Origin of the sequence: Proteus mirabilis HI4320 (assembly GCF_000069965.1) — a bacterium.
GTDB classification, from domain to species: Bacteria; Pseudomonadota; Gammaproteobacteria; order Enterobacterales; family Enterobacteriaceae; genus Proteus; species Proteus mirabilis.
Window position 1 is genome coordinate 1,699,606 of sequence record NC_010554.1, and the last position, 17,418, is coordinate 1,717,023.

Sequence of the window (17,418 nt, forward strand, 5' to 3'; positions counted from 1 at the left end):
TCTTTAAATAAGTCATATTAATTAAGGAGTCATATTGATGGGCCAAATCAGTTTGCTGATTATCAATGGAAAAAACTCAGGCAATGAGGCTCTGCGACAAGCGGTTTATCAACAACGCAAGGAAGGTAATGATATCCAAGTCAGAGTGACATGGGAATCAAGTGATATTCAACGCTTTGTGCAAGAAGCACTACATATTCAAGCGCAAACCATTATCGCCGCAGGGGGTGATGGTACGATCAACAATGTCGCCTCTGAGCTGGTTCGTTTAGCCCCCTCTTCGCCCCCCGCGTTAGGCATTATCCCTTTAGGGACTGCAAATGATTTTGCCACCAGTGCACAAATCCCATTAGAGATGGACAAAGCGCTCAGTTTAGCGATTAAAGGTCGCGCCGTTCCTGTCGATATTATTAATGTGAACAAAACACATTACTTTATCAATATGGCCTCAGGAGGCTTTGGTACCAAGATCACCACTGAAACCCCTGAAGCACTAAAATCTGCCTTAGGTGGTGCTGCTTATTTTATTAATGGTTTATTGCGTATTGATACCTTAAAAGCGGATCAATGCACCGTTGAAGCTGAAAATTTTCATTGGAAAGGTGAAGCTTTAATTATCGGTATTGGTAATGGACGCCAAGCGGGAGGTGGACAACAACTTTGCCCCGAAGCACTGATTAATGACAATAAACTCAATATTACCCTTGTTGAAGCCCGTGAATTGCTTCCTTCTCTATTAACCAGTCTGTTCGATCGTAAGAAAAATGACAAAATTATTGAGCGAGAAAGTGATTGGGTCACTATTAGTGCGGCTCATGAAATGGTATTTAATTTAGATGGTGAACCCCTTTTAGGGGATAAATTTGAATTTATTGTACTACCTGAAGCGATCCACTGCCGGTTACCGCCCCAATGTGACTTGTTATCTTAATGTAGATAAATGACAATCACTATCATCTCATCGTGAACTGGAGTAAGTAATGACTGATATAGTAAGTTTGTTAGGTGCTGATGCTAACTCATTATTGGAACATCGCTGCCAAACCATCCCAAGCGAAAATCTCTACCTGCCAGGTTCTGACTTTGTTGATCGTGTGATGATTGATAACAATCGCCCTAATACCGTATTGCGTTCTATGCAAACCCTGTTTAACCATGGTCGTTTAGCAGGAACGGGTTATCTTTCTATTTTACCTGTCGATCAGGGTGTTGAACACTCTGCCGCTGCCTCATTTGCCGCGAACCCACTCTATTTTGATCCCAAAAATATTGTTGAGCTTGCCATTGAAGCCGGATGTAACTGTGTTGCTTCCACCTATGGTGTTCTAGCTTCTGTTTCTCGTCGTTATGCACACAAAATCCCATTTTTGGTAAAACTTAATCATAACGAAACATTAAGCTATCCAACTCAATACGACCAAACGCTATATGCCAGTGTTGAACAAGCCTTTGAAATGGGCGCTGTTGCTGTAGGTGCGACTATCTATTTTGGTTCTCCAGAAAGCCGCCGCCAAATCGAAGAGATCTCGATGGCATTTGAACGTGCCCATGAATTAGGCATGGTTACCGTATTATGGGCATATTTACGTAATCCAGCCTTTAAGAAAGATGGGGTTGATTACCATGCAAGTGCTGATTTAACAGGTCAAGCTAACCATTTAGCATCAACCATTGGTGCCGATATTGTTAAACAGAAAATGGCTGAAAATAACGGTGGCTTTAAAGCGATTGGTTTTGGTCATACTGATGAGCGTGTTTACACTAAACTGACGAGCGAAAACCCCATTGATTTAGTGCGTTACCAATTAGCTAACTGCTATATGGGACGTGCAGGATTAATTAACTCAGGTGGAGCATCGGGTAATAATGATCTTGCTGATGCAGTACGTACTGCAGTCATTAATAAACGTGCTGGGGGCATGGGGCTTATCTTAGGTCGTAAAGCCTTTAAGAAATCCATGAAAGACGGTGTTGCTCTAATTAATGCCGTACAAGATGTCTATTTAGATAAATCTGTGACTATTGCTTAATTTTTTACGATTAAATTACGCATTGAAGCCCCTTTAATAGGGGCTTTTTGATATCACCACCAGCGATGAAAATGATGTACAGGGCCGAAACCTTGTCCCACCTCTAAACTGTCTGCCTGTTCTAACGCTTGCTGTAAATAGGCTTTTGCTTGTTCAACACAACTTTGCCAATCAGAAACTTGAGGACGAATAGCAGCTAAAGCGGCTGAAAGTGTGCATCCCGTACCGTGAGTATTTTTTGTATTGATGCGCGGTGAAGTAAATCGCCATTGCCCATCTTGGGTCAATAACCAATCAGGACTTTCTTTCTCGCTTAAATGGCCCCCTTTCATCAATACCGCCTGACAACCTTGATAAAGTAATGCTTCACCTTGTTGTTTCATAGTTGTTTCATCTGTCGCGATATCACAACCTAATAGTGCTGCCGCCTCAGGCAGATTTGGCGTGATCAAATCAACGCGGGGTAATAACTGAGTGAACATTTTATCAATAGCATCAGGTTGTAACAGTGGATCGCCGCTTTTGGCAAGCATAACAGTATCAAGTACGACAAAAGGAATGGGATATTGCTGCAGTTTATCGCAAACGACATCAATAATACTGGCATTAGAAAGCATACCAATTTTAGCGCTATCTATTCTGACATCAGAAAGTACCGCATCTAATTGTGCTGCGACAAAATCTGGGGATAAATCATAGACAGAGTGTACACCACAGGTATTTTGCGCTACCAGTGCAGTCATGACTGTTGTGCCATATACACCCAGTGCGGAAAATGTTTTCAGATCAGCCTGTATCCCCGCCCCACCACTCGGATCGGTGCCGGCGATAGACAACGCGTTATATCTCACTGATTAACTCCTCCTTTACCAGTTACAGAAAAGTCGGGCTCTGTTAATCAGCACAGTGACCTTGACTTCCCTACGCTGGCATTATCCAGATCAGGTTATACGGGTTCATCTCAGCCAATAGGCGCCCCGAGCCAAAGCTTATATGATATAAGCCACAAGAGTATCGCATGCAGAAGATAAAGAAGCTAGTTTGATAGTGACAACCTTTATCAGCTCACTTAACGTGCTTTAAGTTAACTTTTCTATTTTAGAAGATAAATTAATCTAGCTTATCTATAATAGAGGCAGGCTCGATGATTTATATTTTATTAGCTATCAATCTTGAATATATATTCTCAACATAAAACAATGATAAGCATAAAATAAAATATTTTGCTCATTTTAACGACAATCGATATATAATCTGCTAAATGAGGTATTTATAATGCATTTCTTGACCACCACTGATATGCGGAGGGGCTAAATGAAAAATGAACCATCGCAACAACAAAATGGACAATCAATGCCTTATCTTATTCCTGATGCAGATTTTAATGCGAAATTAAAACTACCAGCCAAAAATATTGAACATACAATACAATTTATAACCCAAGGGGTAAAAGATATTTCTTTAGACGGTTTTGAAATTCCTACGGGCTATCGGTTAGTTAAAGCTGTTCATAGAGATCAATATAGACTTATTACTACTAATAAAGAAAGCGAAACAGCCTATTTAGTTGAACTAAGATTTCGACAAGATATCGTTTATGGACAAACAACATGTACTCAAATAAAAGTATGGCGTTCTCGCCTTCCTAAACATCGCAATGTAATAAGAGATTTACCCCGCACTTTCTTTTATAACCTATTAAAAGTACACAATATTGTTGTGACTGATGAGGAACAAACCTCTGATGGTAAAGGTTTTTGGATTGATATGATTTTATGGGCTTTTAGTGAAGGATATTATATTTATGCTTCAGATGGCACTGAAATGGATCGACCATTACATTTAATTGATAGTGTGGAAGACTTTTATAATAAATGGGATGCGTTTTGCTGGGAAAAAGATCGCGATATTCATACTCATCGACTATTAGTTATTAGTAAAGAACCGTTATCTCAATAATTAAACGATTTTTTCTTAAAATCTGTGGGTTTTCCCCTCGTTACTCATAACTCACAGATTTACCCCTTCTTTAGGGGTGCTATAGTGAAGTGATCACTTTATCCAGCAGCCATAAAACTTAAACACTTTATAAACACATCTTCGTTTTTTGCTTTTTTTATTTAACTCTCATTATTAATTACTCTATTATCCTGCTCCTTTGCAATTTTGCCCATATAACAAACACTATTCATTATTAACGTTATATTAATATTTCAATATGCGATAAAAAAACCGATGGATATGTAATCGTTATATTATGTTATAATGTTTTTTAGATAATATTTAATCGTTATTATCTTGCTTAGTTTGTTTTATTCTAAAATCTAATAAATTATGTATCATTATTAAGCTTAATAAATCCTCAATTATATTAACTAATACTATAAATAATTATCTTTTAAATGGGAGCAACTGAGATACATCTCTTTGTAACCATTTGAAATTAAATATAATGTTATTAAAATAGTTCAATTTCGGATAGCTCTTATCTGAATATTTCACTAATTCAATAACACTATGGCACAAATTTTTTTAACATTACCAGAACCACCGCAATGCCGTATTCGGAGTTATATATGTCATCTACCTATTTTCACTCTAGCCTATTAGCAGCTACACTGTTTTCAGTTACGTTAACAGCACCTGCTTTTGCTTCTGAAAATACGCAAAACACACCTCAGACTATTACGACAAAAAAACCTCAGCCAGCAGAGAACACTTTCTCAGAAAAAAATGAGGAAAGCTATTGGGGAAAATTTAAACGTAATCTTACCCAAACTTGGGATAATGACCAATATAACTACTATTTACCGGTATGGACTTGGCATAACCGTTTTACTTACGATAAAGAAAAAACCAATCGTTATAACGAAACGCCTTGGGGATTTGGTATGGGTAAATATCGTTATGATAATGAGGGTGATTGGCATGGCTTATATGCTATGGCCTTTATGGATTCCAATAATCGTGTACAACCTATTATGGGCTATGGTTTTGAAAAAATGTGGTATCCCGGTGGAGATAGAGAGGGTTTTCGCATGGGGGCGGGCTTTACCTTAAGTGTGACTGCTCGTCATGAGTATAACTATATTCCTATGCCATTACCTCTACCGCTAGTGTCAGTCGGTTATGAACACTTATCATTACAGGCGACTTATGTACCAGGAACCTATAATAACGGTAATGTTTTATTTGCTTGGTTACGTTGGCAGTGATCGATTGCCCTAATAAAAAATAAAGTGACTCTTTTTAGAGTCACTTTTTTAATATCGCGTTTTTCTTATCTTTCGCTTAGGCTAACTTAGCCAAGATAATTTAACTATCTTGCCTTGCTTGTGTGGTTGTCAGCGATTTTTTAGTTCTTGAGATCTTAAAACCTATCCAGAGCAAGCCTACCCAAAATGGCATCAAAATAACGGAAATATTAATTTTTGGCATCATTAGAATAATGACCAAAATCATACATAAAAAGGCTAAACACAGATAGTTACCATAAGGATACCAAAGTGCTTTAAATGAAGGCTCTACACCCTCTTTAATTTTAGCTGCACGGAATTTTAAGTTTGCTAAACAGATCATGATCCAGTTAAGCACTAATGTTGTTACCACTAATGCCATTAATAGCTCTAAAGCTTGATCAGGGAGTAAATAGTTAACCAAAATCCCGAGTGATGTGGCTATCGCAGATAACCCCAAAGAAATAACAGGTACACCACGTTTATTAACCTTAGATAATGAATGCGGTGCATTGCCTTGTTTGGCTAAACCGTACAGCATCCGGCTATTAGAATAAACGCCACTGTTATAGACAGATAATGCCGCGGTTAAAACCACCGCATTTAAAATATGGGCAACAACAAAATTATCTAAATTATGGAAAATAAGTACGAAAGGACTTTCTCCTTTCACCACTTGGGTCCAAGGATAAAGAGAAAGCAGTACAATCAATGAACCAATATAGAAAATCAAAATACGATAAACAACTTGGTTAGTTGCTTTGGGAATACTTACTTTAGGATTTTCTGCTTCTGCGGCGGTGATCCCCACCAGCTCAAGTCCCCCAAATGAGAACATCACAATAGCTAATGCAGACATAAACCCAGTAAAGCCATGAGGGAAGAAACCTAGCTCCCATAAATTGCTCACAGAAGCTTGCGGACCACCATTACCACTGACCAATAAATAGCTACCAAATAAAATCATACCAACGATCGCCAAAACTTTTATAATGGCAAACCAAAACTCGGTTTCACCATACATTCTGACATTAATTAGGTTAATTAAATTAATAGCAACAAAAAACACCGCTACCGAAACCCACACCGGAATATCAGGTAACCAATAATTAATATATTTTCCTGCGGCGGTTAATTCAGCCATACCGACAAGAATAAACATAACCCAGTAGTTCCAACCTGATAAAAAGCCAGCAAATGGCCCCCAATACTTATTGGCAAAGTGACTAAATGAACCCGCAACCGGCTCTTCGGCAACCATTTCACCAAGTTGGCGCATGATCATAAACGCAATAAAACCACCAATCGCATAGCCTAATATAACTGATGGCCCAGTCATATTAATGGTTTGCGCGATACCAAGAAACAGACCAGCGCCGACAGCCCCACCCAGCGCAATCAGCTGGATATGTCGATTTTTAAGACCGCGCTTTAATTCTGCTTGTTGCGACTCTTTCGCCATACATCCTCTTTTCTTCATCTATCAGGTAAAAGTGTAAATCAATGTTTACGATTTTGTTTATTTCAAGCCACCATTAAAACACTAATCTGACTTGAATAACAAATACATTTTGTGATAGAGGGGAAAAAGCATAGAAAGCGGGTTTTTTACGGCTGCTTAGAGGGGAATAAGATGGTAAAGCGACAGATACCTTGCTGAAAATCTTCGCCTTGATCGCAAAAATTATCTAACGCCACAAGGTACAACCCCAAGCTGATAGCTAATATAATTATTAAGCTAATAATTATTTTCTTTGCGTTCAAATTAAAATCCTTTAAATACATTTTGTTAATAGTACTTATTACAAAATAGGCATTCGCTTTAATACGATAACAACGCCTATCACTGTTGTTATAAAATTCGCAATAAGTTATCTCTAAGATTAAATTTAGCATAGTTTTCATAAAGAAAGTTAAATGCTTCCTCGACAGAAAACAGATAATTGGCACTATTTTTTCTTAATTGTACGCAAAATAGGCATTTTTATTTTAATTACACATTTTGCCAACACATAGAAACAGCAATCAACTAATATGGATTTCTCTGTTTGCCACTTTTTGTATAATATTAAGGAGTTAATTTTGTTTTTTACCTTAACTTCATCGATAGAATGGAACTGTAATGCCACAAGATAATCATCTCGCATTAGTTTGCGCGCTAAGTAAATGGATTGAGGAGCATTTAGGTCGCGTAATACACCTTGAAGAGCTAGCGGCTTACTCCGGCTATTCCCTTTGGCATATGCAGAAAATTTTTAAAGAAGTCACGGGCACCTCTTTAGGAAAGTATATTCGCCAACGCCGTTTAGCGGGGGCTATCCATCTTTTACGCACCAGTGACCGCTCAATATTTGATATTGCATTAGATTTCGGCTTTGGCTCGCAATCACACTTTACTTATATGTTTCGTAAAGAGTATGGCATCACTCCATTTGACTTTAGGCAAAATCAAAATATCGAGTTAGAGACAAAACAGCCCTTACATTTGCAATCACTTTGTTGTGATTAGACTGACTTTTATGTGGCATAGAGATATTCTCTTTCGTGTCACATAAATAAAGCCCCAGTTATGTGATGATAATACCTCGCCCTTACCAACCATTAACTGCTTTACTTTAATATGGGGATGATAATGAGTATTAAGCTTATCGTTATTGATTTAGATGGAACGTTACTAAACGAACAACATGAGATCACACCTGAAGTACATCAAGCGATCCAACATGCTAAAAATTCTGGAGTGCATATTGTTCTTGCATCTGGGCGATCTTTTAACGGCATCTCTCCCTATTTAAAAGCACTGAATCTTGATACATCTGATAACTTTTGCATTAGCAATAATGGTAGCCAAATTCACCAAGCAGAAAATGGTGAAATTATCACCGAAGACTTGCTCAATTTTGAAGATTACCTCTATTTTGAAGATCTCTCCCGTGAGATAGGTGTTCACTTTCATGTTTTAAGTGATAATAAAATTTATACCACCAATCGCCATATTAGCCATTTTACTTGTCGTGAAGCATTCTTAACGTGGACACCTCTCTATTATCGCCCCTTAAGCGAAATGCAAAGAGATATGCGCTTTAGTAAATTTATGATCGTTGGTACACCTACGGTATTAGATAACGCAATGCAATATTTACCTGCTAATATCTATCAACAATACAGCATATTACGTAGCGCTCCTTATTTTATTGAGATATTAAATACCGATGTCAATAAAGGAAACGCGGTACAAAAAATAGCAGAACATTTAAAAATCACTCCAGAGAAAATAATGTGTATTGGCGATCAAGATAATGATTTAGCGATGTTACAGTATGCGGGATTGGGTGTTGCGATGGGAAACGCCCCTGAAGAGATCAAAAAAGTGGCGAAATTTATTACATTATCTAATAAAGAACACGGTGTTGCTGTCGCTATCAATAAATTTATTTAAACACGATATTTTTTGTGTTTTATCACTAATGTCTACAAAATTATATAGCAATTGTGATCCTAGCTAGAGGATCACACTGCTTGCCCCCCTGCTTTATAGCCATTTATTATGCTCCTTTTCCTGCTGGATCAGGATTAAACACCTATTTCTTCTTACATCTCCGTCAGAATTTGTTACTATCAATTCTCTTTTCGTTATTCAAACACTATTTTTACAAGATAATTACCTAGTAATTAGGCTAAATATAGAATAACAAGTATAAATTATTAATATATTCTCTCTCAGACAGGTAGTATTAGTTATGCTTTCAACAAAAGACATGCTAGTCCTTGGAATGATGGTTTTTGCTCTTTTCCTTGGCGCTGGTAATATTATTTTCCCTCCAATGGCAGGTTTCCAATCTGGAAACCAATGGTTTAGTACGTCATTAGGATTTTTGGTTACAGGTGTCTTACTCCCTTTTTTAACCTTAGTCACCGTAGCTATTCGTGGACGTGGTGAACGCCTTTCTATCGACTTGCCATCATGGTTTGCGGTGTTATTTTGGATTGCACTTTACCTGATTGTCGGTTCTACCTTTGCAATGCCTCGGGTCACGAACACCGCCTATGAGATGGGATTTTTACCTCTTGGTCTTATTGAAAAAAATACTACGACCCATCTGACTTTCGCATTAATATTTAACCTATTAAGTATGTTCTTTATGCTTAAACAAGGTACGATGATCAGTGCCATCGGTAAATTCATGACCCCAGCGCTCTTAATACTTCTGGTTGTCGTTGGTATTGCTGTAGTGGCTAAACCGCTTTCCCCTATTGAAGAGCCTACCGGCCTTTATGCGGTAAATGGCTTCTTCTCCGGTATTATTGACGGTTATCAAACCATGGATGTGCTATCTGCTATGGCTTTTGGCGGGATCGTCGCTCGTGCGTTATATACCAAAGGGATCACCAATCCTAAACAAATTGGTTTTATCACCATAAAAGCGGGGATGATTTCGGTTTTACTCTTAGCCGCCCTTTATTTATGTTTATTCTATTTAGGTGCCACAAGTCACGCAGTATCTGTTTTTGCTGATCCGGCACTAAATGCCACTAACGGTGGTCAAATCTTCTCACGCTACGTAGACGCTTTATTTGGCTCTGTCGGTACTTGGTTGATGGGCGGGATTGTTTTATTAGCCAGTATGACAACCTTAGTCGGGGTTACTAGTGCTGCGGCAGACTACTTTGCGACATTCCATCATCGTTTAGGCTATCGCTTCTGGGTTGTAGTATTTACACTGTTAACGACGTTAGTCTCTACTTTTGGTCTTGATACCTTATTACGTGTCACTATTCCTGCATTATTAATGATTTATCCAACATCGGTGACACTAGTCTTACTACAATTTGTTCGCCATAAACTAAAATCACCGCGTTTTACTTACCGCTTTACAATCTGTGTCATTGTTTTAATGAGCCTACTTGACACATTAAAACAGTTAAAATGGCTAAATGGAGATTTATTACAACTATTTAGTTACATTCCACTGTCTGAGTATGGGCTAGGTTGGTTATTACCGGGTATTATTGCATTCGCAATTTCATTACTAATTAGTCTCAGTTTTAAAGAAACCGACACAGAAATTGCTACACCTAATACAGTAAAATAAATCCATTATAGCAACTAGCCCCAAAGTAAATGGTCACTTTGGGGCTAGTTTTTATCCTTAATAACGATCAATTATCTGAATGTTTTATTGGCTCAGTTGATGGCTGTATCCACTTAGTTCGATATTTATCAATTAACGCCATTAAAATAGCTTCTGACTGCGCATCAGGAATACCTTTAATATCACTTGGTCTAAAATGCATTTGAAATGCGCTAACCACTTTTTGCGTTTCAGGATCTAATATCCCTGTTGTTGGTGTTTGATAACCATACTTCGCTAACAAGGTTTGAAAATTAGCAATATCAACAGGCTCCGATGCAGCTCTTCCCGCTAAATAGAAAGTAACTGTTTCATCATCTGGCCAAGCGCCTATTCCTTGTTTCGCTAATTCAGCCCATGGGAAAAGTGGCCCTGGATCAACTTTGCGTTGTGGTGCAATATCACTATGCCCGACTACATTTTGTGGTTCAATACCATAGCGTTGAATAATATCTTTCATCATCATAGTAATGGTTGAGAGTTGTTCTGCGGTATAAGGTAACCACTCTCTTAATGTACCCTGATCGTTATAACCATAATTCACTATCTCAATACCAATTGAACCATCATTCAAACCTGCACTATTTCCCCACTGACTTAGCCCTGCATGCCATGCTCTTTTATCTTCACTCACTAAAGCAAACACAACCGGCTTACCATCAACATAATTTGGTTTGGTAGGAATTAAATAATGACTGCTTACATTTCCCGAAGTTAACGTTTTTAACGATTCTTTATCGTCAACGGCGGTGTAGTGCATAACTAAAAATTTTACGCGATTATCTTGCCCAGGATTATTGGGAACAACTTGTGCAAAATAATCCCCCCTATCAATAAGCTGAGGTTGCTGAACACAACCTGAAAGCAACCCCAAAGTAACAAGTAAAAAGAGACTGTAGCGACTAAAGATCATTATCCATCCTGAATACATTAGACTATAAATTTAAGGCTAAATTGTAGACAAAAAACCCATATTAAAAAATATGGGTTTTGTATTTTGGTTTTTTTTTAATAATTTTTTAATGAATACCGTACTTGCTCAATTATTGCCTCACCTTTTCACAGCGGACTAACGGCTCATTCGGTAAAGGCTCTTTATCCCAAATACCTTGCTCTATATCATTTTGTAATTCAGGGTATTGGCGAATATTGAAAGTGGGTAATACACCAGCTTGTCGCTGTTGGTTATAATCTTTAATTAACTTCAAAGCGACGCCTGAAAGTAAAATAATGGCAATTAAGTTAGTGACAGCCATCAATCCCATCGAGAGATCAGCCATTTTCCACACTAACGGCATTTCAGCCAAAGCGCCAAACATCACCATCGCCAGTACAGCTGATCTGAGTAAGAATAGCCCTGTCATATGATTGCGGCCTAAAAAAATCATATTACTTTCAGCATAGGCATAATTTGCAATAATCGATGTAAAGGCAAAGAAAAAAATCGCAACAGCAATAAAAGTACTCCCCCAACCACCGACAGTTGACGATAATGCTAGCTGGGTTAACTGAATACCATTAATACCATCTTGATAATTATCTAACACACCTGAAGATAAAATAATCACTGCAGTCGCACTACAAATCACCAAGGTATCCATAAATACCCCTAACATCTGAATATAACCTTGCGATGCTGGATGAGGTGGGTAAGGTGTTGCAGAAGCGGCGGCATTAGGTGCAGATCCCATACCTGCTTCATTAGAAAATAGGCCGCGTTGAATACCTTGGGTCATCGCTTGACTAATACCATAGCCAATTGCCCCTGCTGCGGCTTCCTGTAAACCAAATGCGCTTTTAAAAATTAGCATAAACACTTCAGGTAAACGTTCAAAATGATCTGCGACAACCCAAAATGCTAATAATAAATAGGCGATAGCCATAATGGGTACAACCAGCTCAGCAACACGCGCAATCCAACGTAGACCGCCAAAAATAATAAAGCCGCTCATCACCACCAGTCCAATACCAACATATAATGGATCGAAATTAAATGCTGATGCAGCTGCTTGCGCTATTGAGTTAGCTTGTACCGCATTAAAAACAAGTCCGAAGGCAATGATGAGGAAAATGGCGAATAATACGCCCATCCAACGCATATTGAGACCTTTTGTCATATAATAAGCAGGGCCACCGCGATAGTTACCTTCATCATCTTTAGTTTTATACAACTGTGCTAATGTACTTTCTATTAAGGAAGTCGCCATACCTATAATTGCAACTACCCACATCCAAAAAATGGCCCCAGGGCCACCTGCGGTCAGCGCAATTGCTACACCGGTTAAGTTACCTGTTCCAACACGTGCAGCTAAACTTGTACATAAAGCTTGGAATGAAGAGATACCTGATTTATCTGACTTATGACTATTTTTTAAAATAGAAAACATATGACCAAAATGGCGGATTTGAATAAATCCTGTTCGAATAGTGAAATAAATACCCACACCAAGGAGTAAGTAAATAAGTACATATCCCCATAAAATGTTATTTGCAAAGTTAATTAGCCCTGTCAAATTAATCCCCTTATGTAATAACGTATATAACCTATCCTTACATCGCTATTGAAATAAAAAACAGATAAACACCTATAATTGAACCAATAAATGGCTTATGTATGTCTTTATCTCATATCAAAAATGATTGTCTAAAAAGCGACTTAAATGTAACACAAGATTATACGATATGTATATTTTTTGTTTATTTTTTTATTATTTAATCATTCTATTTAATTATCTTATTAACTAGAAACTTTAGCATAACAAAATAAAAAACCTATAAATATCATTTAGATAAATAATTAAAACATTCTATATTATATAATAAAATAAATTTACTGATCTACAAAATATTGTTAATTGATTATTTAACAACATGCTAAAAGATGAAAAAAACACCAATAAGAATTGATTGCCAAATATACAATTTTCATTTTAAAGTGAGATTTAAATCAAATAAGTGGATTTATTAATTAAATATTCTCTTAGTAGTAATGCTAATAAGAATTTGAAAAGTGCATTAGCATTATAAGAAATGCATAGTGAAAAAATAATATAACTTTAACGAACGGAATTATTATTTTTTAACAAAATATTAATAACTTTACTTTAGGGGCAGGACTATTACGAACTCTATTAATAAAAAATGTTTTAAAGTACTCCGTTTTTCTTCTCTATCTTCTTTGTTTTTACTTAAATTTTATTTTACTTATTTCCATTTTCTGCTTATTTATTAGCGCCTTTTCCCTTTTGTTTCCATAACAATTTAATGTTGATTATTTTTTGATTAATAAAAAAATCAATATTCACGTAAATTTACTTATTAACCATTTAGTTAATTTTATTTATAATACATTTTTCCCTGGTGTTGTATTATTTTTTGCCCTGTTTCCCCAACAGGGCTTTTTTTTATCCTTATTTTTCATTCTGTTAGTGATTACTCAATCGTTTTTATAAAAATTAACTTAAAAAATAAAACATAAAATAGACAATATTAACATTTTATTAAAATTTAATTATTACTTTATCTATAATGTAAAAATAATTGATATAAATAAAATTGATCTAGATCAAATATAAAACTCGTCAAAATTGGTTACTAACTCAGGGAAACATTAAAAAAACTAATTTTAAATATAATTAATTCAATATAATAAATATGTTACCTTGGCTAGCTAAAAAATGTACCAGTAGAATAATTTATTTAAAGGCAATATTATTTACTACTAATAACTATTAGTAATAAAGTTTTTTATCCATTATCTATACAATTGCTTTCTATTTCTTTTTTTAAAATTTTTTAAAATAATTTCTTTTAGTTACTTGCATTACTCATCGCTCTCTTTTACTTTACTCTCATATAACAAGGGAGAAAGTACGATGGGTTATAACCTTGCTGAACTTACACAAGAAGAAAAAGATAAAATTAATGTCAACCTAGCCGCTTCAGGGGTTGCCTTTAAAGAGCGTTATAATATGCCAGTAGTAGCTGATGCGATAGCAAGAGAGCAACCTCAAGCTTTACAAAGCTATTTTCAAGAAAGAGTGACCTTTTATCGAGCACGAAGCCAACACTATTCTCGCTTACCTTTTGAGTCGAAATAAATACCGTGCTCAATATTAAAAAAAGAGATAAACATTTACGTTTATCTCTTTTTTATTTTCAAGTAATGATATAAAAAATGGGCGAAAAATCGCTATTTTTTATCAGTTAAATGATACTATTTACTTGATATATAGGTAATTTTATTCTCATCACAATTAACTTCAACATTGTAACGTAGATCGGTACGAGCACCTCTTACATCCAAGATAACATGATAGCTATTATCTCTTTTGATAACATCGTTCGCATTAATATTCGCCACAGGTTTTGGTCCTAGCGCTTTTTTATCATCCTGCCAGCGAGGTAATCGATTGAGTAAATAATCATTTTTCACTCTAGTGGCAAGTTGTTCTTTATCAAGATTAACACAACTAGCAAAAGGGGCTGAGCGCACAACATTATTATCATTATTCACATTTGTGACACTTTCTGCAGAGGCTCCAAAAGAAACCGCAAGAAAAAAACCTGCACCAAGTATCCCTGTTTGACCAACTAATTTGCTTAATTTCATAATAACCTCCCGAAAATATCCCTTAAAGCAGGACGAGTTTCTATTAAGCATAGCATAAGCAAAACAGGGTATTTGTGACATTTGTTAAAAAAATGTTTTAATCATTGTCATCGTCAAACACAATAGAGACTGATTCACGAGTCGTGTGTTTTTCTCTTAATTCTTGAGCGACCAATTGGATCGCCTCACCACTACTCATACCTTCGGACATCAGATGTTGAATTTTTTCTACTGCTTTTTGTTGTTCTTCATGTGTTAATGTAGGCATTCCTAGAAACATAATGTTACTCTTATCTTAATCGATTTCTATGTTGGTCTTTACAATAATGCAATCACTGAACTAATGATTGATAGTGTAAATGATACAGAATACTTGTTTAAATGGTCATAAAATGGATATGCAATTACAGCAACGTGAATTAACTTATACCCCTGATTTAGCATTACGGGTATTTGCACCTATCGCCTCTTTGTCTTGGTCTAGTTTACTGCATTCAGGTTTTGCCGAACATCACCATAATCGTTTTGATATTGTTGTATCCGATCCTGCTATTACCTTAGAAACACGCAAACAAATTACCACTATTAAAGAGAAAACCGGTCGAGTCAAACGCTCTAAAAAAGATCCCTTTACGCTTATCCAAACAGCATTAGACGCTTTTAATTTTCATCCAGTCAGTGATGAAACGCTTCCTTTTCTAGGTGGCGCATTAGGTATATGGAGTTACGATTTAGGTCGTCGCATTGAAATATTACCAGAATTAGCAAAAAATGAACTTAATTTCGCTGATATGGCTATCGGTATTTATGATTGGGCACTAATTGTTGACCATCAACTGAAAAAAGCCACATTAATAAGCTACCAAGATATTGACGCACGTCTCCAATGGCTAGCAAAGCACGCTGATAATAACACAATAGAAAAAAAAGAACCTTTTGTCTTAACTTCTCCATGGCAATCAAACATGAGTAGTGATGAATACAATGAAAAAATTGCTAAAATTCATCAATACTTACTTTCAGGGGATTGCTATCAAGTCAATTTAGCGCAACGTTTTTGTGCTAATTATAGCGGTGATGAATGGAATGCATTTTTAACACTAAATCAAGCGAATAAAGCACCATTTTCTGCTTTTATGCATTTACCTCATCATTTTGTTATGAGTATTTCTCCTGAACGTTTTATTCATTTAAGTGATCATAAAATTGAAACACGTCCAATAAAGGGTACCCTTCCCCGTAAAGCGCATCCCGATGAAGATGATGAACAAGCGCAATTGCTGGCAAATTCTCGTAAAGATCGTGCTGAAAACTTAATGATTGTCGATTTAATGCGCAATGATATTGGTAAAGTTGCCACAACAGGATCAGTCAAAGTACCTGAATTATTCGTTGTTGAACGCTTTCCCGCCGTACACCACTTAGTCAGCACCATTACCGCTGAACTTCCAGAAAATTTAAACGCAACTGACTTATTACGTGCGGCCTTCCCCGGTGGCTCCATTACTGGCGCACCTAAAATTAGAGCAATGGAGATTATCGAAGAACTAGAGCCACATCGTCGCCATGGATATTGTGGTGCCATTGGCTATATTAGTTTTTGTGGTACGATGGATACTAATATCTCAATTAGAACCCTACTGACGGAAAAAAATAAAATTTACTGTTGGGCGGGGGGTGGAATTGTCGCTGATAGCGTTGCCGAACAAGAGTACCAAGAAACCTTTGATAAACTTGGTCAAATATTAACTGTTTTAAGTGAAGTTTCTCCCGATGACACTTATTGATACCTTTATCAATCGCTTTCAACTTACTTTACCTGAGCCGGTAAATCAGCCTATTGATGCTAAAAAATCGGCAGCAGTTTTACTGCCGATTATCAATAAGCCTAATCCAACGATCCTCTTAACAGAGCGCGCATCAACGTTGCGCTCTCATGCCGGACAAGTTGCGCTCCCCGGAGGGAAACGCGATCCACAAGATAAAAGCCTCATTGAAACGGCATTACGTGAAGCCCATGAAGAGGTCGATATTCCGCCCAGTATGGTTTCTGTGATCGGCCAATTAGCCCCATTACGCAGTTCAGAAGGTTATTTAGTAACCCCCATTGTCGGGGTGATCCCCCCCAATTTATCTTTACGGCATAATCCCACAGAAGTCGCTTCTGTCTTTGAAATGCCATTAAGTTATGTACTCAATACTCAGCGCTATTTACCGTTAGATTTTCGTCGTGCCGGTAAAATGCATCGCATCTATTTTTACCCTTATGAAGGGCATTTGGTGTGGGGACTAACCGCAGCTATTTTACATAACCTCGCGTTGCATATTACTTAATTTATTATTTTATTACCCTACGCTATCTTTTTATCGTCACCACTACAACTGTACTTAGCTATTTTAAAAAAATG

The 17,418-nt window shown here is 36.8% G+C and carries 17 protein-coding genes and 1 riboswitch; of the genes, 10 read left to right on the top strand and 7 right to left on the bottom strand.

The window, feature by feature from the left end:
- The first annotated feature begins 37 nt into the window (after positions 1-37).
- Positions 38-931: a lipid kinase YegS gene (gene yegS / locus PMI_RS07760; protein ID WP_004243451.1), complete on the top strand. Its 894-nt coding sequence runs from the start codon at positions 38-40 to the stop codon at positions 929-931.
- Positions 932-980: 49 nt separating this feature from the next.
- Positions 981-2,030 carry a class I fructose-bisphosphate aldolase gene (gene fbaB / locus PMI_RS07765; RefSeq protein WP_004243453.1) on the top strand — a complete coding sequence of 350 codons (1,050 nt, stop codon included), beginning with the start codon at positions 981-983 and terminating at the stop codon, positions 2,028-2,030.
- Between the two features lie 53 nt (positions 2,031-2,083).
- Here fbaB and thiD read toward each other — a convergent pair whose 3' ends face one another.
- Entirely contained in the window at positions 2,084-2,881 is a 798-nt protein-coding gene (gene thiD, locus PMI_RS07770; protein WP_004248297.1) for a bifunctional hydroxymethylpyrimidine kinase/phosphomethylpyrimidine kinase, read from the bottom strand.
- 50 nt (positions 2,882-2,931) lie between these two features.
- Positions 2,932-3,020: riboswitch (TPP riboswitch) on the bottom strand.
- 324 nt (positions 3,021-3,344) lie between these two features.
- Between thiD and PMI_RS07775 the strand changes: the two genes are divergently transcribed.
- Both PMI_RS07775 and pagP read left to right on the top strand, forming a co-directional pair.
- Positions 3,345-3,989 (top strand): hypothetical protein, encoded by a 645-nt coding sequence (locus PMI_RS07775; RefSeq protein WP_004243455.1) that lies wholly within the window; start codon positions 3,345-3,347, stop codon positions 3,987-3,989.
- A gap of 617 nt (positions 3,990-4,606) precedes the next feature.
- Positions 4,607-5,245 carry a lipid IV(A) palmitoyltransferase PagP gene (gene pagP / locus PMI_RS07780; protein WP_232504912.1) on the top strand — a complete coding sequence of 213 codons (639 nt, stop codon included), beginning with the start codon at positions 4,607-4,609 and terminating at the stop codon, positions 5,243-5,245.
- Between the two features lie 100 nt (positions 5,246-5,345).
- Here the strand turns inward: pagP and PMI_RS07785 are convergent, their stop codons facing one another.
- Together PMI_RS07785 and mgrB are read right to left on the bottom strand one after the other, a co-directional pair.
- On the bottom strand, positions 5,346-6,728 hold the full coding sequence (locus PMI_RS07785; RefSeq protein ID WP_004248300.1) for an amino acid permease: 1,383 nt from the start codon (positions 6,726-6,728) through the stop codon (positions 5,346-5,348).
- 146 nt (positions 6,729-6,874) lie between these two features.
- A complete protein-coding gene (mgrB, locus tag PMI_RS19785) occupies positions 6,875-7,171 on the bottom strand; it encodes a PhoP/PhoQ regulatory lipoprotein MgrB (RefSeq protein WP_004243459.1) in 297 nt (98 codons plus the stop codon).
- A gap of 217 nt (positions 7,172-7,388) precedes the next feature.
- On the opposite strand from mgrB, the gene PMI_RS07795 reads away from it, so the two are divergent.
- From PMI_RS07795 to brnQ, 3 genes are all read left to right on the top strand, one after another.
- Positions 7,389-7,775, top strand: a complete 387-nt coding sequence (locus PMI_RS07795) for a helix-turn-helix domain-containing protein (RefSeq protein WP_004243460.1) — start codon at positions 7,389-7,391, stop codon at positions 7,773-7,775.
- A 123-nt stretch (positions 7,776-7,898) separates the two neighbouring features.
- The gene (yidA, locus tag PMI_RS07800; protein ID WP_004248301.1) at positions 7,899-8,705 is read left to right on the top strand and encodes a sugar-phosphatase; all 807 of its coding nucleotides are present in this window, start codon (positions 7,899-7,901) and stop codon (positions 8,703-8,705) included.
- Positions 8,706-9,006: 301 nt separating this feature from the next.
- A complete protein-coding gene (gene brnQ, locus PMI_RS07805; protein ID WP_004243464.1) occupies positions 9,007-10,359 on the top strand; it encodes a branched-chain amino acid transport system II carrier protein in 1,353 nt (450 codons plus the stop codon).
- Between the two features lie 67 nt (positions 10,360-10,426).
- On the opposite strand, the gene PMI_RS07810 is transcribed toward brnQ, so the two are convergent.
- Together PMI_RS07810 and PMI_RS07815 are read right to left on the bottom strand one after the other, a co-directional pair.
- Positions 10,427-11,311: a peptidoglycan recognition protein family protein gene (locus PMI_RS07810; RefSeq protein WP_012368044.1), complete on the bottom strand. Its 885-nt coding sequence runs from the start codon at positions 11,309-11,311 to the stop codon at positions 10,427-10,429.
- Between the two features lie 130 nt (positions 11,312-11,441).
- Entirely contained in the window at positions 11,442-12,911 is a 1,470-nt protein-coding gene (locus PMI_RS07815; RefSeq protein ID WP_004243466.1) for an alanine/glycine:cation symporter family protein, read from the bottom strand.
- Between the two features lie 1,362 nt (positions 12,912-14,273).
- Here PMI_RS07815 and PMI_RS07820 point away from each other — a divergent pair.
- Positions 14,274-14,498 (top strand): DNA polymerase III subunit theta, encoded by a 225-nt coding sequence (locus PMI_RS07820; RefSeq protein WP_004243467.1) that lies wholly within the window; start codon positions 14,274-14,276, stop codon positions 14,496-14,498.
- A 116-nt stretch (positions 14,499-14,614) separates the two neighbouring features.
- On the opposite strand, the gene yebF is transcribed toward PMI_RS07820, so the two are convergent.
- Together yebF and PMI_RS07830 are read right to left on the bottom strand one after the other, a co-directional pair.
- Entirely contained in the window at positions 14,615-15,010 is a 396-nt protein-coding gene (gene yebF / locus PMI_RS07825) for a protein YebF (protein WP_012368045.1), read from the bottom strand.
- Between the two features lie 97 nt (positions 15,011-15,107).
- The gene (locus tag PMI_RS07830; RefSeq protein WP_004243469.1) at positions 15,108-15,290 is read right to left on the bottom strand and encodes a YoaH family protein; all 183 of its coding nucleotides are present in this window, start codon (positions 15,288-15,290) and stop codon (positions 15,108-15,110) included.
- Positions 15,291-15,369: 79 nt separating this feature from the next.
- On the opposite strand from PMI_RS07830, the gene pabB reads away from it, so the two are divergent.
- Complete coding sequence (gene pabB / locus PMI_RS07835; protein WP_004248307.1) at positions 15,370-16,797, top strand: aminodeoxychorismate synthase component 1; 1,428 nt, start codon at positions 15,370-15,372, stop codon at positions 16,795-16,797.
- Positions 16,784-17,344 (top strand): CoA pyrophosphatase, encoded by a 561-nt coding sequence (locus PMI_RS07840; protein ID WP_004243472.1) that lies wholly within the window; start codon positions 16,784-16,786, stop codon positions 17,342-17,344. Before pabB ends, PMI_RS07840 begins: the two co-directional genes overlap by 14 nt.
- Positions 17,345-17,418 lie beyond the last annotated feature (74 nt).